The organism is Gluconobacter sp. Dm-44 (assembly GCF_018256175.1).
Classification (GTDB): domain Bacteria; phylum Pseudomonadota; class Alphaproteobacteria; order Acetobacterales; family Acetobacteraceae; genus Gluconobacter; species Gluconobacter cadivus.
The window spans coordinates 163,194-184,481 of record NZ_JAERLZ010000003.1 but is presented as its reverse complement, the minus strand read 5'-3'; the positions used below and the strand labels follow the sequence as shown (position 1 = coordinate 184,481).

Below are 21,288 nucleotides of genomic sequence, written 5' to 3'. Positions count from 1 at the left end.
GGGACGGATTTATGGAAACGCAGTTCTCTCTCCCCAAGAACAAGATCCGCATTCTTCTTCTGGAAGGCATTCACGAAAGCGCCGCTTCCCATTTCGCCGCAGAGGGCTACGCAGAGGTCACGCGGGTCAAGGGCGCGCTTGAAGGCGATGCGCTGAAAGAGGCCCTTCAGGGCGTGCATATGGTCGGCATCCGCAGCCGGACGCAGCTCACACAGGATGTCCTTGAAGCCGCAGACCGCCTCATGGCCATCGGCTGTTTCTGCATCGGCACCAATCAGGTCGATCTGAATGCCGCCCGTATGCTAGGGATTCCTGTCTTCAACGCGCCCTTCAGCAACACCCGTTCCGTAGCCGAACTGGTCATGGGCGAGGTGGTCATGCTGCTCCGCCGCATCCCGTCGCGCTCGGAAGCCTGCCACAAGGGCGGCTGGGATAAATCCGCCACCAATGCCTGGGAAGTCCGCGGCAAGACGCTCGGTATCGTCGGCTATGGCTCCATCGGATCACAGCTTTCCGTACTCGCCGAAGCTTTCGGCATGCGCGTTCTGTATTTCGACGTCATGCCCCGTCTGCCGCACGGCAATGCCATCGCTGTTCCGACCCTGCATGACCTGCTGGCCGAGTCCGACATCGTCAGCCTCCACGTCCCGCAGACGCCGGAGACCAATCTGCTGATCGGAGAGACGGAAATCCGGGCCATGAAGCCCAATTCCATCCTGCTCAACAACGCGCGCGGAAATGTCGTGGACCTCGACGCCCTCGCCGCGGCCCTCAAGGACGGCCATCTCATGGGCGCGGGTGTGGATGTGTTCCCCGTCGAGCCCAAGAAGGCCGGCGAAGAGTTCAAATCCCCCCTTCAGGGTCTGGAGAATGTCATTCTCACGCCGCATATCGGCGGTTCCACCATGGAAGCGCAGGAGCGCATTGGCGTTGAAGTGGCGCGTAAGCTGGTCGACTATTCCGACGTGGGCTCCACGATCGGGTCGGTCAACTTCCCCAGCGTCCAGCTTCCCGAACGCCCGCGCGGCACACGCTTCATGCATGTCCACGCCAATCGTCCCGGCATTATGCGCCAGATCAACGATTTGTTCGCAGCCCAGAACTGCAACGTGACGGCGCAGTATCTCCAGACGGATGGTGAAGTGGGATATGTCGTCGTCGAAGCCGAGTCGGAAGGCCCGGACATGGACACGAAACTTCTCGACGGCCTCAAGGCGCTCGATGGCACACTCCGTGCTCGTCTGCTGTACCAGCGTTCCTGAAACCTTTTCCGTTAACCAACGGGAAATAATTTCGGGCTAGGATTTGTCTCATGACGAGTCCCAGCCCGCATTCACCTGCCCTCGCCCGCATCCAGAGCTTCGCCTTCTCGGGCATCGAAGCCGTCCCGGTTAAGGTCGAGGTTCAGGTGTCCAGCGGCCTTCCGGCGTTTCTCGTCGTAGGACTGGCGGACAAATCTGTCGGGGAAGCCCGCGAACGTGTCCGTGCTGCATTAACAGTCATGGGACTGGCGCTCCCGCCCAAACGCATTCTCGTCAATCTCGTCCCGGCCGATCTTCTCAAGGAAGGCGCGCATTTCGATCTGCCCATCGCACTTGGGTTGCTTTGCGCTATGGGCGTTCTGTCTTTTGAGGCTGTCTCGGCCTATGCCGCCGTTGGCGAACTCTCATTGGATGGGCGGATCAACCCCGTTGCTGGTGTTCTTTCGGCTGCCATCGGCGCCGTTGCGGACAAACTCGGCCTGATCTGTCCGATCGCGCAGGCTCTTGAAGCACGCTGGGGCAATGGGAGCACGGACGTTCTCGGTGCGCCGACGCTTGCCGCTCTCGTCTCCCATTTTCAGGGGCAACAGATCCTGTCTCCGGCACCGCTGCCAAGTGAACAGGTTCTCGAATACGGACCGGATCTGGCGGACGTCAAAGGGATGGCGCTTGGACGGCGCGCTCTGGAAATCGCCGCCGCAGGCGCGCATTCCATGCTCATGAGCGGACCGCCCGGTGCCGGAAAGTCCATGCTCGCCAGCCGTCTGCCCGGTATTCTTCCCAATCTGACACGTGAAGAAGCGCTTGAAACCAGCCGGATTCACAGTGTCTCCGGCATCCTACAGAATGGGAGACTGGTCGTCCGGCCGCCCTATCGTGCGCCGCACCACAGCGCGAGCCTTCCCGCAATCGTCGGAGGCGGCGCGAAGGCCCGGCCCGGCGAAGTCAGTCTTGCCAATAACGGCGTCCTGTTTCTCGACGAGTTGCCGGAATTTTCACGCTCCTGTCTGGAGTCCCTGCGTCAGCCCATCGAAACTGGCAGCATTTCCATCGCCCGCGCGGCCCATCACACGACTTATCCCGCGCGTTTTCAATTCATCGCAGCCATGAACCCCTGTCGCTGCGGCTATCTGGGCGATCTGGAGCGAAGCTGCCGTAAGGCACCGCGTTGTGGCGAGGATTACACGGCCAAGATTTCCGGCCCGATGCTCGACCGTATGGACCTCTGCGTCCAGATCGAGCCGCTCTCTCCGATCGAAATCAGCCGAGCCCCGAAAGGCGAGAACAGCGCCACGGTTCGCGCCCGTGTGGAGACTGCCCGCAAACGTCAGATCGACCGTCAGGGCGTTCCGAACTCACAGGCGTCCCCGGACGACCTCGACATGGACGATGACGCCCGCTCTCTCGCCGAACAGGCTGCCGAAAAGCTGCGCCTGTCCAACCGTGGCATCACGCGCCTGATCCGGGTCTCCCGCACCATTGCCGATCTGGAAGGAACGCAGAGCATCCAGCGCCATCACGTCGCTGAAGCCCTGACGTTCCGCCGCCGCTAAGGTTCAGAACTGAAGGCCATCCAGTCCACGCGCCAGATCGGTCTTCAGGTCCTCAACGTCTTCAAGCCCGATATGGAGGCGGAAGGTTGCGGATGTCGGGCCGCCCTCACCCGTGACGCGCCGGATATGCCCGGTCGTCGGCAGGACGAGGCTTTCATAACCCCCCCACGACGCCCCGATCCCGAACAGGCTGAGTCCGTCGATCATCCGTTCGGTCGCTTCGACGGAAATGCCCGGCTGAAGCTCCACCCCAAACAACCCGCAGGCACCCGTAAAGTCCCGTTTCCAGAACTCATGCCCCGGACAGTCTTCAAGCGCCGGATGCAGAACCCGCGCGACTTCAGGGCGCGCTTTGAGCCACTGCGCGATGTCCAGAGCCGAACGCGCCTGATGCGCCAGCCGCACGCCCATCGTCCGCAGGCCGCGCAGCGTCAGCCAGCAGTCATCTGGCCCCGCGCACTGTCCGAGCTGGATTGCTGCATCACGCAACGTTTTCCAGTGCGCTTCGTCATTGACCGTGACCGACCCCATAATGACGTCCGAATGCCCGGCGGGGTATTTCGTCAGGGCCTGAATCGACACGTCCACACCATGAACGAAGGGCTGAAACACGCCGATCCCCCAGGTGTTGTCCAGCATGAGCAACGCCCCGGCCTCATGCGCCACTTCGGCTAGCATCGGCACGTCCTGCACCTCGAACGTATGGCTGCCCGGGCTTTCGGCAAAGAGAACCTTCGTCTCGGGGCGGATGAGCGCCTCGATTTCGGCGCGTGAGGCCATGGGCGGATAATAGGTTGTCACTACGCCCAGCCGCTGAAGCATTGTCCCTGCAAAACGTCGCGTGGGACCGTAAACCGAATCGGGCAGAAGCAGGTGATCGCCACAGCCGAGAAACGCCAGAAGCGGCATCGTACACGCCGCCAGACCTGAATTGACGACCTGCGTATGCGTTCCGCCTTCGATCAGGCTGAGCATTTCTTCAAGCTGGTGCTGGATCGGCGATCCCATCGCCCCATACACCGCCTTGTGCGCGTGGCTGCGTCCATCTGTCCTGTTCATGGCCTCCAGCGTCGGAAACAGGACCGTCGAACCCCGGCTGACCGGCGCGTTTACGAACTCTCCCGTTTCGGGAAGCTCATGCGAGCGTCCCTCCCGCACCAGCATGGATGCCATCCGGCCCCATCCCGCGCTCACACGCTGCTCCAGATCACTCATGCTCATGCCTCTCCCATAACAACCGGCGCGTCGGGATCGCTCCCCCATTCCGCCCAGGACCCATCATACAAAGCCGCGTCGTCATAGCCCGCGATTGCCAGTGCTGCGACGATCGTTGCAGCCGTCAGACCGGACCCACAGCTTGCAATAACGGCGCGTCCTTCGGCAGCCTCCAGAATATTTTTGAGTTCGGACGGCGGCAGAAAACGACCTTTTTCGTCCACAAGGCGCGTCCAGTCCATGCTCTGCGCGCCCGGCATGTGCCCCCCTCGGACGCCCGGACGGGGCTCCGGCACCGTCGCGGCGAAGCGACCTGTACTTCTTGCGTCCAACACCAGCGCATCAGGCCGTTTCAGCGCCTGACGCACATCGCCCCTGCCAGCCAGAAGACCGTAGCGCGGGCGGGGGCGAAAAACCGCAGGCGTAGCCGTAGTGGGCGCACCGCTTTCAACCGGACCGCCCGCCTTCACCCATTCCTCAAGACCACCATCCAGAATCCGCGCATTTCGATGCCCGAAGAGCCGTGCAAGCCACCATCCGCGACACGCCCCCACGCTTCCACGACCGTCGTAAAAGACGATCGGAGTCTCCTCGCTCACGCCTAGTTCCCCCATCAATCGGGCGAAGCGTGCCGCACCCGGCACTGTATGAGGGAGCGGACTCTCCGGATCGGCAAAGACGTCGATATCGAATCGCCGAGCACCCGGAAGGTGCTGCGCGACAAATGCGGAATCGGGATCGCCCTTCTGCCCCGGCAAAAGCACGCTGGCATCAAGGGGAATGAACCGGCCGACCTCGAGGATCAGGGTCGCGGCATCAACAAGTGGCGAGATCGTCATGACCACACCATAGGTCGAGGGATGCGCCCGGCGCCAGAGCGTGCCAATGTGTCGTTCCATGAGCACGCAGCCCACACCGTCATGCCATCCGTGTCGTCCGTCTCTTTCCAGACAGGAGCGCATCCTCGCATGACGACCGAACGGATTATCCTTGGCTTGGTACTGGCGGGAATCGCCTATGGATGCGGCATTATCCTATGGCCGTTTCTCTCGGCCATTCTGTGGGCGGCAATTCTAGCCTTTACGACATGGCCGATCTATCGGCGTATGCGCCGCCATGTCCGCCCCGTTCTGGCAGCCCTTGCCATGATGGCCCTGAGCGCATTGTTCATTCTGGTCCCGATGACAGTGCTGACAAGCGCGGGCATCAACGACATTCCCGGCACTATCTCGGAAATCGACACCCTGATCCTGCATGTCACCAGCGCGAACCCGCCCCCGGAATGGATCAACCGCATCCCCATGGCAGGCCCGCATCTCGTCAATGCCTGGCATCATTTCAGCCATGATGTCGGCGCTTTTGCGACCGAAGTCCTGCGCCCTTATGCCGGGCAGATCGCGCATCTCACTCTGACAGTTCTGCTGCGGCTGGCAAGCGGCCTCGCCGAGCTGGTCATGGCGCTGTTCGTCGCATTCTTCCTGTGGTTGAACGGCGATACGCTCGGCAACACCATCGCGGCCCTGATTGACCGTATCGCTGGCCCGCAGACCACGCCACGGCTCATCAACATCATTGGCCGCACCGTGCGCGGGACGGTCTATGGCATCCTCGGCACAGCGCTGATTCAAGGGGTCCTGACAGGAATTGGTCTGATGCTGGCAGGAGTGCCGTCCCCGGTTCTGCTGGCGGGCATCACCGCTTTCGTTGCGGTGTTCCCGATCGGTGCGCCTTTGGTCTGGGTGCCAGCCGCCATCTGGCTGGGCATGACGCATCACGTCGGGCACGGGCTTTTTCTTGCGACTTATGGCGTTCTCATCATCTCCGGCGCCGATCACATCATCCGTCCCGCCTTCATCGCCCGCGGTGCCCAGCTTCCCTACCTGCTGACCGTCCTCGGTGTTCTGGGGGGCATCGTGACCTTTGGCGGCGTCGGTATCTTCCTCGGTCCCGTCCTGCTGGCGGTCGGCTATACCCTGACCAGCGAATTTGCCGCCGGTCCCCATCACCGCGGGCGTAACCCTCTCTATCTGTCGGAGCCTCCGAAATGACGGCATTTCCTCAATCCGGAGCCTCTTTCAAGATCCTGAGCTGGAACCTCTATCGCTGGGAAGGCGCCTCGCTTGAGGACGTTCTGACCGTCATCCGCGCGGAAAATCCGGACATCGTCGTGATGCAGGAAGCGCAGGAGGCCGTGGACGAACTCCCCGAAATCCTTGGCGGCTATTACGACCGGATTCCGCTTCCCGGCCGTCCACATGGCACGGCCTGCTGGAGCCGCCTGCCTTTCACCCGTCCGCCGTCATTCTGCCGCCTGCCGCGCGGTCTGCTGGTCAAACGTACGGCACAGCTTATTGATTTCGGCAGCTTTTCGCTCGCCAACGTCCATCTGTCTCACGGCCAACTGCTCAACCGGCGGCAGCTTCGCAGCATCAGCACCAATATGCGACACCGCGCTGTCATCATGGGCGATTTCAATCTGGTCGGCCCTGTCCTGCTTCCCGGATTTCTCGATGTCGGTCCGCAGGAAAAGACGCATCGGATGCTGAACCATCTTCCCCTACGGCTGGACCGATGCCTCGTGCGTGGGCTGGCGCGGATGGAAGCTCGCGCTCTGCCACGCTTCGGCTCGGATCATCGACCCATCTGCGTTACGCTCAGGCTGGGCGCCTGACACCTCTCAAAGATAGGGCAGCAGAAGCCTGACGGCGTTATTGCGCATCCGGATCAGGAACGTCTTGCTGTCCAGATCATGATGGGTCAGCCGGTTTCGGCGATGCGTTTCCATGAAAGTGGCCAGTTCTTTCGCCACGTCCCGGTCATAGATTTCCAGATTGATCTCGAAATTCAGTCGCAGGGAGCGCATGTCGATATTCGCACTTCCGACAAAGCTCCATTCATCATCCACGACCATCAGCTTGGAATGATTGAACGGTGGGTCCGCCATCCAGATGCGGCAGCCCGCATCCAGAAACTGCCGCAGATTGGCGTCCCGCGCGTGATCGATCAGGGCGTGATTGCTGCTTTTGGGCACGACAATATCAATCACCACGCCCCGAAGGGCCGCGAGAACAAGTTCTGTCGAGAAGCGGTCATCCGTCAGGAAATAGGGCGTCATTACCCAGATATGGCTCCGCGCCAGTGAGAAAGCCTGCAACATCCCATATTCGATCTTTTCCAAATCCGTATCCGGACCTGAGGTGACGATCCGCATCGGCACATCACCCACCGGCTGCGGCTCAGGCAGATAACGCTCGCCCTGAAGTTCTTCGCCTGTGGTGAACGACCAGTCCCATGCGAACGCGACTGCAAGCTGATGCACGATCGGCCCTTGCAGACGGAAATGCGTATCCGCCACCGGCAGTTTCGTCCGCAGGCGGAGCATGTTCTCCTCGCCGATGTTCAGGCCGCCCATGAAGCCGATAGTGCCGTCCACTACGAGAATCTTGCGATGGTTGCGCAGGTTGATGAACGGCATGCGCCACGGCCAGACCGAGTGCATGAAGCGCGCGCAGGCCACACCCTCACGTCGCAGGCGACGTTCGATACCGCAGCGGAAATAGCCGCTCCCGATCCCGTCCACCAGAACACGGACTTCCACGCCCCGCCGTTTGGCCCCTACCAATGCCTCCGCGAAACGCTGGCCGACTTTGTCGTCACGAAAAATATAGGAGCACAGAATGATCGACGTCTTCGCCTGCCCGATCGCCTCCAGCATCACGGGATAGGCATTGTCCCCATCATGCAGGCAGGTGATGGAATTGCCCCGCATCAGGGGCCGTTCCGTCAGACGGCCCAGCATTTTTGAAAGTGGCGCCAGAGTTCCGTCCACAGTCTGTCGGTACTGCGCTAGCGGGTCGCGCCCTTCCCACAGATGACGGTTCACCATTTTCTGGGCCCGGCGCCGGACGCGGTTGATGCCGAACATCAGATACAGAACCGTACCCAGAAACGGCGCAATCCAGCAGATGCCGATCCATCCCGTGCAGGACGCCGTGTTCCGCTTGTGAACGAGGGCATGAACCGTCACAAAAAGAGGAAGAGCCCAGCGCAGGATCTGCACGAGAATATGGAAAACGGTCCAGTGCAGCATAAATTTCCCTGTTACGGACGATCCGTGCGGATCATCTTTCGTCATCCTTTCGCAAAGATCGTGGATGCGCCATCCCCTCTCCTTGCGATAGGATCATCTTTCAGCCCGTCATCTGAAAAGGAGAGCGTTCCATGCAGCACCGCCCACAGCTCTTCTACACGACGGCTCCGGCCCCGTGCCCCTACCTGCCCGACCGGACAGAGCGCAAGGTTCTGACCGAACTGGTCGGCCCTGACGCCGTTGCCTTACATAACCGCTTGTCACAGGCCGGGTTCCGCCGCAGCCATGCCATCGCCTATGCGCCCGTCTGTGTCGGCTGCCGCGCCTGCACACCCATGCGCATTCCGGTCGCAACCTTCGCCCCGACCCGGACCCAGAAAAAAATCAGCAATCGCCATAGTGATCTTATCGTCAACATGGTGCCTCCGGTTCCCACGGACGAGCAGTTCCGCCTGTTTGAGATGTATCAGGCTGTCCGCCATCCCGATGGCGACATGGCCCATATGTGCTGGCGCGACTATGTCGAGCTGATCGCCAACACGCCGGTCGAGACGTTTCTGGCCGAGTTCCGTCGCCCCGATGGAACGCTGGTCTGTGTCAGCCTGACCGACTGTCTCTCGGATGGACTGTCCGCCGTCTACACGTTCTATGACGTTAGCGATCTGACCGCATCTTGGGGAACGTTTTCGATCCTGTGGCTGATCGAACAGACTGCCCGGATGGGACTGGAGCACCTGTATCTGGGCTATTACGTCCCCGGCAGCCCAAAGATGGCTTATAAAGCCGCCTTCGGGCCTGCCGAAGTTTTTCGGGACGGGCACTGGAGCCTGCTGGCCGGGACACTCCCGGCCTAACTGCCCTTAGCCCTTACGCAGCATCCATTGCGGGGCCGCGCGGCCCACGGCTCCCCGGCGGCCTTCAAGTGGCGTCAGATCGGCCGTTGCACGAACACGCTGCCCTTCCTGCCACAACAGCCCCTCGGACAGGGTCAGGGTCCGCATGTCCCGCAATGTGCTGTCGCCCAGTTTCTGGAACGCGACACCGGCACCCCGAGTCATTTCCGGCACCTGTTCCAGCGGGAAAATCAGTGCCCGCTTGTTCTGCCCCAGAGTCAGGACATGCGTACCGCTCACCGGAATACAGTCAAACACCTCATCCCCGTCCTTGACGTTGAAGACCTGCTTGCCCGTCCGCTTTTCCGCCACGAGCCCAGCTTCGGACACGATCATCCCGCGTCCCGATGCAGAGGCGATCAGGCGACGTCCCTCGTCTGAAACCGGGAAAAGGGTCACAACCCGGTCTTCCTGTGGCACCTCCACGACGGTCCGGAACGGCTGTCCGAACCCGCGCCCGCGCGGCAGGTCAGCCGCCTTGATGGTATAGGCCTTGCCACTGCTGGAGATCAGGCACAGACGGTCTGTGCTCTGGCATTCCACCGACAGCCAGCCTTCATCGCCTTCCTTGAAGCGATGTCCCTGCGGATCGAGGCCGTGGCCTTTCATCGCCCTGATCCATCCCTCGCGGGACAGCAGAACCGTGAGCGGTTCACGGTCGATTTCCAATGCTGCGGAAATATCAATGGGTTCCGGTGCCGCCGCAATAAGCGTGCGCCGGTCCCCAAGCGGGCCGGAGCCGAACTTCTTGATGGTGCCATCCAGATCCTTACAGATCCGCGTCCAGCGCCGACGCTCCGAACCCAGCAGCGTTTCAAGCGCCTTCTGCTCGTCAGCAAGCTTGTCCCGCTCGCGCCGGATTTCCATTTCCTCCAGCCGACGCAGAGAGCGCAGGCGCATGTTCAGCACGGCTTCAGCCTGAATATCCGTCAGGCTGAACGTCTCCATCAGGCTGGCTTTGGGTTCGTCTTCCTCGCGGATAATGCGGATGACCTCGTCGAGGTTCAGATAAACCGCGAGGAAACCTTCAAGGATCTCCAGCCGTCGCAGTACCGCTGCCAGACGATGATTCGACCGCCGCACCAGCACTTCGTGCACATGGTCCAGCCATGCCCGCAGAACCTCTTTCAGAGACAACACACCCGGAACGCGATCCCCGCCCAGAACATTCATGTTCAGGCTGAAACGGTTCTCAAGCGCCGTATTGCGGAACAGCGTCTCCATCAGGACTTCAGGCTCGACGCCCTTGGTCTTGGGCTCCAGCACAAGGCGGATATCGGTCGTGCTCTCGTCCCGCACATCGCCCAGAAGCGGCAGTTTGCGCTGCTCCATCAGGTCCGCGATCTGCTCGATCAGGCGCGATTTCTGCACCTGATAGGGGATCTCGGTGACGATGATCATCCAGGTGCCAAACCGGCCCTGTTCAACTTCCCAGCGCGCGCGCGTTCTGAAGCTGCCACGACCCGTTTCGTAAGAGCGGATAATGGAATCGCGCTCTTCCACCAGAATGCCGCCCGTGGGGAAATCCGGCCCCGGAATCAGATCCACCAGTTCGGCGATCGTCACATCCGGGTTTTCGATCAGGAGTTTGGCGGCCCGGCAGATTTCGGCGGCATTATGCGGCGGAATGCTCGTCGCCATGCCCACGGCAATGCCTGCCGCGCCATTGGCCAGCAGGTTCGGGAACATTCCCGGCAGTACGATCGGTTCGTGATCTTCGTTATCGTAGGTCGCACGGAAATCGACCGCATCGTCCTGAATACCGTCCAAAAGCGCCTGCGCAACTTCCGTCAGGCGGCTTTCGGTATATCGCATGGCTGCCGCGCCATCGCCGTCGATGGAGCCGAAGTTGCCCTGCCCCTCGACCAGCGGATAACGGACCGCAAAATCCTGTGCCAGACGCACCAGCGCCTCATAAACGGACGCGTCGCCATGCGGATGGAATTTACCGATCACGTCACCGACGACACGTGCACACTTTTTAAACCCTGATGTGGGATCAAGGCGTAACTGCTGCATCGCATAAAGGAGGCGGCGGTGGACCGGCTTCAGGCCATCACGCACGTCCGGAAGGGAACGCGACATGATTGTCGACATCGCATACGCAATATATCGCTCGCTCAGAGCCTCAGCGAGCTTGGTATCCTCGATATGACCAGCCAGATCCGTTCCCATAGCGCTCCCCTTTTTCGAGCAGGACTTAGACACTGGCGTGCCCTTCTGTCCAGCGCCCTCCTTGTCGGCACGGCCGCCTGTTCACCATACCGTCCGATCCAGAAAGCCGAGATGTCTCTCGCGCTGGCAGGCTTTACAGCGCACCCGGCCGACACAACGGCACGCTGGGCCATGATGAACCTCCTGCCCCCCGACACACTGGCCTATCGCATGCAAAACGGGCAACCGGTCCTGCTTTATGCCGATCCTATCGCCTGTGGCTGCGTCTATATGGGCGACAAGACTGCCTACGCTGCCTACAGGGCCAGTCATCCGGTCGATCTTGCACAGGAACAGCGCATGACTGCCGAAATTAATCAGCATCCCGGCTGGGACTGGTCCGTCTGGGCGAGTACGGCCGACGTGGATGTTGTCAGCGGCCTGCGTCCCGGCCCCAGTCACGTCTTTTACTGAGTGGGGTCCATCGTCTGATCCGGGGGAACGACCTGAAGCCGCTGCACATAATCAACCAGCCGCTCCCGTGCTGCTGGCAGGGGCTGGTGCCGCACACCGAAGACCCAACGCGACAGGAAATGTCCTGTCAGCGCAAGGCCATTTTTCCAGTCTTCAGGCGTCCCGTCGTCTGCTTCATTCATCATCAACGCGGGCAACGGCAACAGACGGTCCCGCCACTCTCCCGCGCCGTTCTGACTCACGGCATGGCCGGAACGGGGAGACACATATACCAGATCTTCCCGCGCGCCCGTCACAGCACAGTCCGAAAGATCAAGCCCATAGCCCAGTCCGGCCAGAAGCTGGCTTTCCCAACGCAGATAGGCGCCCATCGGGGCCGGATCCGGAGCCACACTGATCAGCGTCAGAAGTCGCACCAGCCGCATGAACAGTTCCGGATGCGCCTCACCCTGCGGCAGTGCTCCATCCACCAGAGCACACGCACTGCTCACCATCTCAAGCTGGAGCGGCGCATCCAGAATACGCCCTGCTACGCACTGCACGGGCTCGGCTGTCAGTGTACCGAGCTGGTCCGCCAGTCGCGCCCTCCAGCGCGCCATAACCAGATTGCCCGTCTGCCACAGGGATGCCTGCCGACGTGACGCCCCGCCCCGCACCATTCCGTGCGAAACACCCTGCTCCTCGCTAAACAGATGGACCAGCGCACTGCCCTCGCCATAAGGCCGAACCGACAGAACCAGAGCTGCCGCTTCCCATTCCATCCCTAATCCCTCCGCACTGGCCAAAAACAAAAAGGCCCCCGCACGCCAGAGCGCACGGGGGCCTTTTTACAGACTTTCACGTCCGATCTGAACCAGACAGACCCGGCTCAGGGCAGAAACGGAAAATCTTACTTGGTGCCAGCGGCTGCAGCGACTTCAGCAGCGAAGTCGCTCTCTTCCTTCTCGATGCCTTCACCGAGCTGGAAGCGCTCGAAACCAGCCAGCTTTGCGCCAGCCTTCTCGACAACCTTGGACACGCGGCTTTCGCCGTCCAGAACCCACACCTGCTCCAGAAGAACGACTTCTTCATAGAACTTGCGGATACGGCCTTCGACCATCTTCTCAATAATGGCTTCCGGCTTGCCGGACTCACGAGCCTGCTCGATCAGAACAGCGCGCTCACGCTCCAGGGACTCCGGATCGACGCTGGCAACATCCAGTGCAGCCGGACGGGTTGCTGCAACATGCATGCCAATCTGGCGACCCAGCGTCAGCAGCGCGTCGGACTCGGACGGAGCCTCGAGAGCGGCGAGAACGCCGATCTTGCCGATACCCGGACGCAGGGCGCTGTGAACGTAGCTGGCAACAACGCCGGACTCGACCGACAGGACCTTGGCGCGACGGATGGCCATGTTCTCGCCAATCGTTGCGATCAGGTGCGTCAGTTCGTCAGCAACCGTACGGCCGGACGGAACCTTGGCAGCCTTGATGGTGTCCAGATCGTCACCGACTTCGAGAGCAACATGAGCAACCTGCTCGACGAATGCCTGGAAGGCTTCGTTACGGCCCACGAAGTCCGTCTCGGCGTTGACTTCGACCATAGCGGCGCGGTTCTTGCCAGACACAACGCCGACCAGACCTTCAGCCGTCGTACGGCCGGACTTCTTTGCAGCCTGGGACAGACCCTTCGTGCGCAGCCAGTCGATGGCGGCGTCCATGTCGCCTGCAGCTTCCGTCAGGGCCTTCTTGCAATCCATCATGCCTGCGCCAGTGGCTTCGCGCAGTTCGCGAACCAGGGCTGCTGTGATTTCTGCCATTTATCTCATCCCTCAAAAAAGATCATGCGGCCGGACGAACTCGCCCGACCGCATGCCATGTTTCAGTTGCCGTTTTCCATGACCGGACCCCGGCAGTCTGTTCAGCCTGCGGAAGCGGGAGCTTCTGCGCCTTCAGCAGCGGCGGCTTCCAGAACAGCCGTCTCAGCCGGCAGTTCTTCGGCAGCACCGATGTCCTGACCCGAAGCAGCCAGCTCGGCGGAAATACCGTCGAGAACCGCACCGGAAACCAGATCGCAATACAGGGTGATGGCGCGGATGGCGTCATCGTTGCCCGGGATCGGATAGGTCACGCCAGCAGGGTTGGAGTTGCTGTCCAGAACGCCGATGACCGGAATGCCAAGCTTCGTGGCTTCTTCGATCGCCAGCTTTTCCTTGTTCGTGTCGATCACGAACAGCAGGTCGGGCAGGCCACCCATTTCCTTGATGCCGCCGAGGGAACGCTCGAGCTTCTCGCGGTCACGCGTGATGTCGAGAACTTCCTTCTTCGTCAGGCCAGCCGTGCCGCCAGCCAGCATTTCGTCGATCTGGCGCAGACGCTTGATGGAGCCCGTGATGGTCTTCCAGTTGGTCAGCATGCCGCCGAGCCAGCGGTGGTTGACGTAGTACTGGCCGCAACGCTGTGCAGCTTCAGCAACATGGTCAGCCGCAGCGCGCTTGGTGCCAACGAACAGAACGCGGCCACCATTGGCAACGGTGTCACGGACAACCTTCAGGGCGCGGTCCAGCATCGGAACCGTCTGCTGCAGGTCGATGATGTGAACCTGGTTGCGCACACCGAACAGGTACGGCGCCATGGCCGGGTTCCAGCGACGGGTGTGGTGACCGAAATGAACGCCGGCTTCGAGCAGCTGGCGCATGGTGAAATCAGGCATTGCCATGATTCAGAATTCCTTGCGTCTGGTTGAACCTCCGCATGGCAACGTCCCCTTAAAGGACACCAGAAAACCCGAGAGCCATGCGTGCGGATTGCTCCCGTCAGGACAGATCCCGACAAAGAACGGTCGCGATATGGCGGAAAATCCCTGCGGACGCAAGGTCTGTCCGCAGGATTTCACACAATATCCACACGCAGGATCAGACCTGCTGCGCTTTTTCCACGCCGCGAATTGTCCGCAGCCGCTCCGCCAGACGGGGGGTCACGCGATACAGCCCCGGAATGGAGATTTCCACGTCCTGCGTTTCCTCGACGGACGGCAGGAGCTTCACCCGACCAAATCCACCCTGAACTTCTTCCAGAAGCGCCGTGAGTTCGGACAGAGCACTTTCCTGCTTCAACCAGACTCGAATTTCTGACCGCTCTGCCGCCGCCGCGGCCTCAAGATCAATGACGCTCTGAGCCGTAATCCGCAGCGCATCCCCGTCAATCTTGAGTTCGGCATTCACCAGAATGGCCTGGCCGGCCACCAGCAGATCCCGGCAGGAAATCAGCGTTTCCGAGAAGAGCGTGACCTCGCATCCTCCGCCGCTATCGGACAGATTGACCCACGCCATCTTTTTGCCGGTCCGGGTCGGTCGTTCCTTCCGATCGACGACACAGCCTGCAATCTTGACGCGCGTAGTGCCTGTTTTTGCAGCATTTTCCAGAGCGTTAGAGGGTGTGACCCCAAGCCTTCGCAACACGCTGCGATAGGCATCGAGCGGATGGGCGCTCATGTGAAAACCAATAGACGAAGCCTCAAGCGAAAGACGCTCGAAATCCGGCCACGGCCGCCCCTCGTTCAGGCGCAGGATTTCACGTTCCTGCCCAGCGCCACCAAACAGGCCCGTCTGACCTACTTTTTCTTCCTGAGCACGCGCCTGAGCCCGTCGCAGGAGAATGTCAGCGCTGGCAAAAACAATGTGCCTCTCTTTAAGAAGACTGTCGAAAGCTCCAGCTTTTGCAAGACTTTCGATCTGGATCTTGTTCAGGCTCTTCGGATCACAGCGTTCCGAGAAATCCGTCAGATCCTGAAACGGACGATCCCCGCGCGAAGCAACGACACTTTCCATCGCCACGGCTCCTACACGCTTGATCGCGGAAAGCGCATAGCGAATACCCTGTTGTCCGTCCTCCATCATCTCGATGGAAAAATCTGCCATAGATTTATTGATATCAACGGGCAACACGGGAATTTTCATCCGGCGCGCTTCCTGACACAATGCTGCCAGCTTGTCAGTTTTTTCCCGTGCCAGAGACATGCAGCCGGCAAGGAACGCCACAGGATGGTTCGCTTTCATCCAGGCCGTCTGATAGGACACCAGCGCATAGGCAGCCGCATGCGACTTGTTGAAGCCGTAATCGGCAAAACGAGCCATAAGATCAAAGACTTCGACTGCCTTATCCTGCGGAATACCGCGGGCTGTGGCACCTTCCGTGAAAATCGCGCGCTGTTTTTCCATTTCAGAGGCAATCTTCTTGCCCATCGCGCGCCGCAGCAGATCAGCGCCACCCAGACTGTAGCCCGCCATCTTCTGCGCGATCTGCATGACCTGTTCCTGATAAACCATGATGCCATAGGTCTCTTCAAGAATGTCGCGGATTTCCTCGTGCGGAGGCTCCCAATGCTCGCCGTGCTTGCGTCGGCAGTAATCCGGAATATTGGCCATTGGTCCCGGACGGTACAGCGAGACGCCCGCAATCAGATCTTCGAGCCTGCTGGCCGCCATCTGCTTGAGCATGTCGCGCATGCCGGCGCCTTCGAACTGGAACACACCGGCGGTATCGCCCTTGGCCAGCATCTCGAAGGTTTTGGCATCATCCAGCGGAATCCGTGAGAGATCGACTGTAATACCCTGTTCTTTAAGGAAATCCAGACCACGCTTAAGGATCGTAAGCGTGGTCAGGCCGAGGAAGTCGAACTTCACCAGACCGGCCTGCTCGACATACTTCATATTGTACTGCGTCACGAGCATGTCGCTCTTCGGGTCGCGATACAGTGGGACGAGTTCCACCAGTTCCCGATCACCAATCACCACACCTGCAGCATGGGTGGAGGCGTGACGGTACAGCCCTTCGAGCTGCAACGCGATTTCCATCAGGCGTTTGAGCGACTCATCACTGTCGCGCATTTCCTGAAGCCGCGGCTCTCCGTCAATCGCGTCCGAAAGCGATACAGGCTTGGCCGGATTGTTCGGGATCAGTTCGGCAACACGATTGACCATGCCATAAGGCAGCCCCAACACACGGCCCACGTCCCGCACCGCTGCCTTGGCTTGGAGTTTTCCGAAGGTGATGATCTGCGCCACCCGGCTTCCGCCGTATTCCTCGCGCACATAACGGATCACCTCATCGCGACGGTCCTGACAGAAGTCGATATCGAAATCCGGCATGGACACACGCTCGGGGTTTAGAAACCTCTCAAACAGCAATCCAAACGGAATGGGATCAATATCCGTAATCGTCAGCGCATAGGCCACAAGCGACCCTGCGCCTGACCCACGCCCCGGGCCGACCGGAATGTCGTGCGCTTTCGCCCACTGAATAAAGTCGGCAACGATCAGGAAGTAACCGGGGAAACCCATTCCCGCGATAATATCGAGTTCAACCTGCAGACGTTCGGAGTAAAGCTTACGTTTTTCCTCGTCCGCATTGACCGCTTCCAGGCGCTTTTCCAGCCCTTCCCAAGCCATGGCGCGCAGGGTCTCTTCTTCCGTCGAGCCTTCCCGGACCTTCGGGCAGATTGGCAGAAGCGGTTTGCGCGTACAGGCTGCCACGGCACATTTTTGCGCAATAATCAGCGTGTTGTCGCAGGCCTCTGGCAAATCATGAAAAACAGCCCGCATTTCCGCAGGGGTTTTGAACCACGCCTGCGGAGAGACATGCCAGCGATCGTCTTCTGCAATGGTCCGTCCCTGCGCGATGCACAAAAGCGCATCATGGGCCTCGTGCATTTCAGGCTTGGGGAAGAAGCACTCATTGGTCGCCACCAGAGGAATGTTCATCTCGTCCGCCATCGGGATGAGAACGCTCTCGACCTCCTGCTCCCCAGCCTCTCCAAGTCGGTTCAGTTCGACTGCGATATTCCCCCGGAAAGCCTCTTCCAACCGTGTCAAAAGTGCTTTTGCCTCAGACTTCTGCTCTTCCAAGATCAGCCTGTTGATCGGGCCGCGATTGCCGCCCGTCAGCAGAAACAGCCCTGCCGCATGCTGGCAGAGAAATTCTATCGCGATTGAGGGATCAGCAGGATCGCCGTTCAGAAACCCTTCGGAAGACAGTATCTGAAGATTTGCGAGACCTTCTTCGTTCCGCGCCAGAATAACCAGAGGCTCGGAAGCCGCTCCCGGTTTGGTCGAGCGGGGTGGAAGCGAAATCTGGCAGCCCACGATCGGCTGCACACCGTTGCTTCGACAGTAGAGCGAGAACTCAAGCGCTCCGAAGAGATTGCCGCTATCCGTAAGGGCCACGGCGGGCATGGCATTTTTAGCGGCCAGACTCACGAGGTCCGGAATCCGGATTGCGCCCTGGCTCAGGGAATAGGCAGAGTGATTTCTGAGATGAACAAAATCGGCATGAGACATGCCGCAAGTCTATCAGGGACGGACATCGGATGCAGGGGTTTTTGAGACCTGTCGCTCCAATTCAGCGCCCTACAGCGAAACCAGTCTCCCATCCCGCAATGTCACGGTCCGGTCCATTCGTGAGGCCAGTTCGTCGTTATGCGTGGCAATCAGCGCTGCTGCGCCCTCTTCCCGCACAACGCGCAGAAGCTCTCCGAACACATGATCCGCCGTGCCGATATCCAGATTGCCCGTCGGCTCGTCTGCCAGAAGCAGTTTGGGTTGATTGGCCAGCGCACGCGCAATCGCAGTCCGCTGCTGCTCCCCTCCGGACAGACGACCGGGCAGAGATTCAAGGCGATGAGAGAGTCCAAAACGGCCGAGCAAATCCTTGGCGCGTGCGCGAGCCTGCTTCGGAGAAACGCCAGCAATGAGCTGCGGCAGCATGACGTTTTCGCAGGCCGTGAACTCACTCAGAAGATGATGAAACTGGTACACAAACCCGATCTGATCCCGCCGGATCGCCGTGCGTAGTGTATCGCTCAATCCACTTGCCGGGCGATTGGCCACAAAAACTGTCCCTTCGGACGGGGCTTCCAGAAGACCTGCAAGATGCAGAAGAGTAGACTTTCCAGTGCCGCTCGGTGCAACGAGAGCCACGATTTCGCCAGCCCGAAGCTCGAATTCGGCACCGCTCAGGATTTCAAGCGTCTCTTCGCCCGACCGGAAACGGCGTTTCAGTCCCTCAAGACGCAGGGCACTTGCCCCGACTGAACGGTCATTCATGACGCAGGGCCTCGATCGGATCGGTTCTGGCCGCGCGCCAGGATGGATAAAGCGTCGCCAGAAGCGAAAGCGCCAGAGACATTCCGATCACTTCCCACACCTGAAACCACACCAGTTTCGCGGGCAGACGCTCCAAAAAATAGACTTCCGGGTTGAACAGATTGGTTCCCGTCAGAGACTGAAGCCACTGTCTAATCCGCTCAATGTTCAGCGCAAAAGCAATCCCCAGCGCGGACCCAGTTACGGTTCCGACAATTCCGACAGATGCGCCGCACATGAGGAAAATCCGCATGATCGCGCCCCGGCTCGCACCAAGCGTCCGCAGCACCGCGATATCGCGCGTCTTATCCTTGACCATCATGATCAGCGACGAAATCACATTGAACGCCGCAACAAGAATGATAAGCGTCAGGATCAGGAACATGACGTTCTGCTCGACCGTGACCGCATCCAGAAAACCATTGGCGCTCTGCGTCCAGTCCAGCACCCTCAAACGCGGATCTTCCAGACGCTCGGCAATCGCCTTGCGCGTCGGCTGGACATTGGACGGATCATCCGTCGAAACCTGAATGAGGGAAACCGCCGAAGACCCCAGCATCAGGAATTTCTGTGCGGCAGGAAGCGGCATCAGGACGATGCTGGAATTATAATCGTTCCAGTTGGCATCGAAAATGGCAGCCACATGATAGGTTTTCACCCGTGGCATCGTTCCGAACGGCGTCGCCTGCCCGTCTGGCGACAGAAGCGTGATCGGAGAGCCGATTGTCAGCCCGGCCCGATCAGCCATCGTCGTTCCGATCGCAACCGCGTCATCGCCCGTGAAATTGTTCAGGCTTCCCGCGATGATCCCGCTACTCAGCGCCGTCCAGTCCCGGAGCGACTGTTGGGACACGCCCTGCATTTCCGCTCCGGACGAGAAACGCCCCGCCTCCACCAGTACGGTTCCCTGCACCATGGGAATGACGGATTTTACACCCGGAACCTGCCGGATGGCGGCCACGTCGTTTTCATAAACTTCGATAGGACGTCCATAGCCATACACGGTTAGATCACCGTGCAGCCCGAGGATGCGTCCCATCAGATCGGCCTTAAAGCCGTTCATCACCGACATGACGATGATGAGAGTCGCCACTCCGAGCGCAATCCCGATCAGGGAGAAAATGGCGATGATCGAAGCGAAACGTTCGCCACGGCGGGCACGGAGATACCGTCCCGCCACCATGCGCTCAAAGCGGCCGAACATCAGGCAGCTCCGATTTTGGCCAGAGCCTCTTCGACCGACAGCTCAAACCGCTCGCCTGTAGCACGCTGCTTGAGCTCGACCTTGCCTTCCTTGGCGCCGCGCGGTCCGACGATGATCTGCCAGGGATGTCCCATCAGATCCGCATCGTTGAACTTCACACCCGCGCGGTCCGAGCGGTCATCATACAACAGGTTCTCAGGATCGGTGCCGTAAATGCTCTCACAAATCGCATCGCAGGCCTCATCACCCTGACGCAGATTCAGGATTGCCGCACGATATGGCGCGACCGATGCGGGCCAGATAATGCCGGCCTCATCATGCGACGCCTCGATGATTGCGCCGACCAGACGCGACACACCAATGCCGTAGGACCCCATCTGCGGATGGAACGACGCCCCGTCAGAGCCGATCACTTCAATACCCATCGATTCCGTGTACTTCGTACCGAAATAGAAGATGTGACCGACTTCGATCCCGCGGCCTTCTCGCTTGCGCTCCTCCGGGATTTTGGCCCATTCGGCCTCATCGTGCTTCTCATCCGTGGCCGCGTAATGATCGGTCACGGTTGAGAAGAATGTGGCGAGACTTTCGTGATCGTCACAATCGACCGGACGACCCAGCCAGTCCTGCTCTTCAAGTGCGGCATCGAAGAAGACGCCGCTTTCACCCGTTGGAGCAAGAACGAGGAATTCGTGGCTCAGATCACCACCGATCGGTCCCGTATCGGCGACCATCGGAACAGCCCGAACACCCAGACGCTGGAAGATACGCAGATAAGACAGCATCATCCGGCGGTAGCTGGCGACGGCATCCTCGTATGTCGCATCAAAGGAATAGGCATCCTTCATGAGGAACTCACGCCCGCGCATCACGCCGAAACGGGGACGCACCTCGTCACGGAACTTCCATTGGATGTGATAAAGCGCCTTGGGTAGATCCTTGTAGGATTTCACGGACGCTCCGAAGATATCCGTGATCATTTCCTCGTTCGTCGGCCCGTACAGCAGATCACGGCCATGACGATCCTGAATCCGGAGCATTTCCGGACCATAAGCGTCATAACGCCCAGAGCGGCGCCACAGATCGGCGGACTGGAGCGTCGGCATCAGGACTTCCTGTGCGCCAATCGCGTCCTGCTCTTCGCGGACGATCTGCTCGATATTGCGCAGAACCCGCAGGCCTGCCGGCAGCCAGGCATAGATGCCCGAAGAGGTCTGGCGCACAAGGCCAGCCCGCAGCATCAGGCGATGAGACGCGATCTGCGCCTCGGCCGGAATTTCCTTCAGCGTTGGCTGAAAGGCTTTCGTCAAACGCATGTGTTAC

The 21,288-nt window shown here is 60.1% G+C and carries 17 protein-coding genes; 6 read left to right on the top strand and 11 right to left on the bottom strand.

All coding sequences use genetic code 11. The annotated features are described in order from the left end of the window. Positions 1-11: 11 nt before the first annotated feature. Together serA and JK213_RS06115 are read left to right on the top strand one after the other, a co-directional pair. Complete coding sequence (serA, locus tag JK213_RS06120) at positions 12-1,262, top strand: phosphoglycerate dehydrogenase (RefSeq protein ID WP_194262073.1); 1,251 nt, start codon at positions 12-14, stop codon at positions 1,260-1,262. Positions 1,263-1,312: 50 nt separating this feature from the next. Continuing rightward, positions 1,313-2,815, top strand: coding sequence for a YifB family Mg chelatase-like AAA ATPase (locus JK213_RS06115; protein WP_211571306.1), 1,503 nt, complete (start codon positions 1,313-1,315; stop codon positions 2,813-2,815). A 3-nt stretch (positions 2,816-2,818) separates the two neighbouring features. Here the strand turns inward: JK213_RS06115 and metC are convergent, their stop codons facing one another. Both metC and JK213_RS06105 read right to left on the bottom strand, forming a co-directional pair. Beyond that, on the bottom strand, positions 2,819-4,030 hold the full coding sequence (metC, locus tag JK213_RS06110; protein ID WP_194262075.1) for a cystathionine beta-lyase: 1,212 nt from the start codon (positions 4,028-4,030) through the stop codon (positions 2,819-2,821). 2 nt (positions 4,031-4,032) lie between these two features. Further along, positions 4,033-4,869: a sulfurtransferase gene (locus JK213_RS06105; protein ID WP_194262211.1), complete on the bottom strand. Its 837-nt coding sequence runs from the start codon at positions 4,867-4,869 to the stop codon at positions 4,033-4,035. Positions 4,870-4,998: 129 nt separating this feature from the next. Here JK213_RS06105 and JK213_RS06100 point away from each other — a divergent pair, with 129 nt between their 5' ends. Both JK213_RS06100 and JK213_RS06095 read left to right on the top strand, forming a co-directional pair. Continuing rightward, positions 4,999-6,078, top strand: coding sequence for an AI-2E family transporter (locus JK213_RS06100; RefSeq protein WP_099286437.1), 1,080 nt, complete (start codon positions 4,999-5,001; stop codon positions 6,076-6,078). Further along, entirely contained in the window at positions 6,075-6,701 is a 627-nt protein-coding gene (locus JK213_RS06095) for an endonuclease/exonuclease/phosphatase family protein (RefSeq protein WP_062029707.1), read from the top strand. Before JK213_RS06100 ends, JK213_RS06095 begins: the two co-directional genes overlap by 4 nt. A 6-nt stretch (positions 6,702-6,707) precedes the next feature. Here JK213_RS06095 and cls read toward each other — a convergent pair whose 3' ends face one another. Beyond that, on the bottom strand, positions 6,708-8,120 hold the full coding sequence (gene cls, locus JK213_RS06090; protein ID WP_194262076.1) for a cardiolipin synthase: 1,413 nt from the start codon (positions 8,118-8,120) through the stop codon (positions 6,708-6,710). Between the two features lie 131 nt (positions 8,121-8,251). On the opposite strand from cls, the gene JK213_RS06085 reads away from it, so the two are divergent. Continuing rightward, positions 8,252-8,974: an arginyltransferase gene (locus JK213_RS06085; protein ID WP_194262077.1), complete on the top strand. Its 723-nt coding sequence runs from the start codon at positions 8,252-8,254 to the stop codon at positions 8,972-8,974. Positions 8,975-8,980: 6 nt separating this feature from the next. Here the strand turns inward: JK213_RS06085 and parC are convergent, their stop codons facing one another. Then, positions 8,981-11,188 (bottom strand): DNA topoisomerase IV subunit A, encoded by a 2,208-nt coding sequence (gene parC / locus JK213_RS06080; RefSeq protein WP_194262078.1) that lies wholly within the window; start codon positions 11,186-11,188, stop codon positions 8,981-8,983. Here parC and JK213_RS06075 point away from each other — a divergent pair. Next, positions 11,165-11,641, top strand: coding sequence for a hypothetical protein (locus tag JK213_RS06075; RefSeq protein WP_194262079.1), 477 nt, complete (start codon positions 11,165-11,167; stop codon positions 11,639-11,641). The genes parC and JK213_RS06075 overlap by 24 nt on opposite strands. On the opposite strand, the gene recO is transcribed toward JK213_RS06075, so the two are convergent. From recO to proS, 7 genes are all read right to left on the bottom strand, one after another. Further along, on the bottom strand, positions 11,635-12,402 hold the full coding sequence (gene recO / locus JK213_RS06070; RefSeq protein ID WP_194262080.1) for a DNA repair protein RecO: 768 nt from the start codon (positions 12,400-12,402) through the stop codon (positions 11,635-11,637). The genes JK213_RS06075 and recO overlap by 7 nt on opposite strands. 128 nt (positions 12,403-12,530) lie before the next feature. Beyond that, a complete protein-coding gene (gene tsf, locus JK213_RS06065) occupies positions 12,531-13,439 on the bottom strand; it encodes a translation elongation factor Ts (RefSeq protein WP_099286442.1) in 909 nt (302 codons plus the stop codon). Positions 13,440-13,540: 101 nt separating this feature from the next. Continuing rightward, complete coding sequence (rpsB, locus tag JK213_RS06060) at positions 13,541-14,338, bottom strand: 30S ribosomal protein S2 (protein WP_099286443.1); 798 nt, start codon at positions 14,336-14,338, stop codon at positions 13,541-13,543. Between the two features lie 196 nt (positions 14,339-14,534). After that, a complete protein-coding gene (dnaE, locus tag JK213_RS06055) occupies positions 14,535-17,957 on the bottom strand; it encodes a DNA polymerase III subunit alpha (RefSeq protein WP_194262081.1) in 3,423 nt (1,140 codons plus the stop codon). Positions 17,958-18,026: 69 nt separating this feature from the next. Then, positions 18,027-18,722, bottom strand: coding sequence for an ABC transporter ATP-binding protein (locus tag JK213_RS06050; protein ID WP_194262082.1), 696 nt, complete (start codon positions 18,720-18,722; stop codon positions 18,027-18,029). After that, positions 18,715-19,965, bottom strand: coding sequence for a lipoprotein-releasing ABC transporter permease subunit (locus tag JK213_RS06045; protein WP_194262083.1), 1,251 nt, complete (start codon positions 19,963-19,965; stop codon positions 18,715-18,717). The genes JK213_RS06050 and JK213_RS06045 overlap by 8 nt, the downstream gene beginning before the upstream one ends. Further along, complete coding sequence (proS, locus tag JK213_RS06040; RefSeq protein WP_194262084.1) at positions 19,965-21,281, bottom strand: proline--tRNA ligase; 1,317 nt, start codon at positions 21,279-21,281, stop codon at positions 19,965-19,967. The genes JK213_RS06045 and proS overlap by 1 nt, the downstream gene beginning before the upstream one ends. Positions 21,282-21,288 lie beyond the last annotated feature (7 nt).

Excerpts from the sequence above, each read along its gene's own strand:
- serA (WP_194262073.1), top strand. The coding sequence starts at position 12 with ATGGAAACGCAGTTCTCTCTCCCCAAGAACAAGATCCGCATTCTTCTT.
- JK213_RS06115 (WP_211571306.1), top strand. The coding sequence starts at position 1,313 with ATGACGAGTCCCAGCCCGCATTCACCTGCCCTCGCCCGCATCCAGAGC.
- metC (WP_194262075.1), bottom strand. The coding sequence starts at position 4,030 with ATGAGTGATCTGGAGCAGCGTGTGAGCGCGGGATGGGGCCGGATGGCA.
- JK213_RS06105 (WP_194262211.1), bottom strand. The coding sequence starts at position 4,869 with ATGACGATCTCGCCACTTGTTGATGCCGCGACCCTGATCCTCGAGGTC.
- JK213_RS06100 (WP_099286437.1), top strand. The coding sequence starts at position 4,999 with ATGACGACCGAACGGATTATCCTTGGCTTGGTACTGGCGGGAATCGCC.
- JK213_RS06095 (WP_062029707.1), top strand. The coding sequence starts at position 6,075 with ATGACGGCATTTCCTCAATCCGGAGCCTCTTTCAAGATCCTGAGCTGG.
- cls (WP_194262076.1), bottom strand. The coding sequence starts at position 8,120 with ATGCTGCACTGGACCGTTTTCCATATTCTCGTGCAGATCCTGCGCTGG.
- JK213_RS06085 (WP_194262077.1), top strand. The coding sequence starts at position 8,252 with ATGCAGCACCGCCCACAGCTCTTCTACACGACGGCTCCGGCCCCGTGC.
- JK213_RS06075 (WP_194262079.1), top strand. The coding sequence starts at position 11,165 with ATGACCAGCCAGATCCGTTCCCATAGCGCTCCCCTTTTTCGAGCAGGA.
- parC (WP_194262078.1), bottom strand. The coding sequence starts at position 11,188 with ATGGGAACGGATCTGGCTGGTCATATCGAGGATACCAAGCTCGCTGAG.
- recO (WP_194262080.1), bottom strand. The coding sequence starts at position 12,402 with ATGGAATGGGAAGCGGCAGCTCTGGTTCTGTCGGTTCGGCCTTATGGC.
- tsf (WP_099286442.1), bottom strand. The coding sequence starts at position 13,439 with ATGGCAGAAATCACAGCAGCCCTGGTTCGCGAACTGCGCGAAGCCACT.
- rpsB (WP_099286443.1), bottom strand. The coding sequence starts at position 14,338 with ATGGCAATGCCTGATTTCACCATGCGCCAGCTGCTCGAAGCCGGCGTT.
- dnaE (WP_194262081.1), bottom strand. The coding sequence starts at position 17,957 with ATGTCTCATGCCGATTTTGTTCATCTCAGAAATCACTCTGCCTATTCC.
- JK213_RS06050 (WP_194262082.1), bottom strand. The coding sequence starts at position 18,722 with ATGAATGACCGTTCAGTCGGGGCAAGTGCCCTGCGTCTTGAGGGACTG.
- JK213_RS06045 (WP_194262083.1), bottom strand. The coding sequence starts at position 19,965 with ATGTTCGGCCGCTTTGAGCGCATGGTGGCGGGACGGTATCTCCGTGCC.
- proS (WP_194262084.1), bottom strand. The coding sequence starts at position 21,281 with ATGCGTTTGACGAAAGCCTTTCAGCCAACGCTGAAGGAAATTCCGGCC.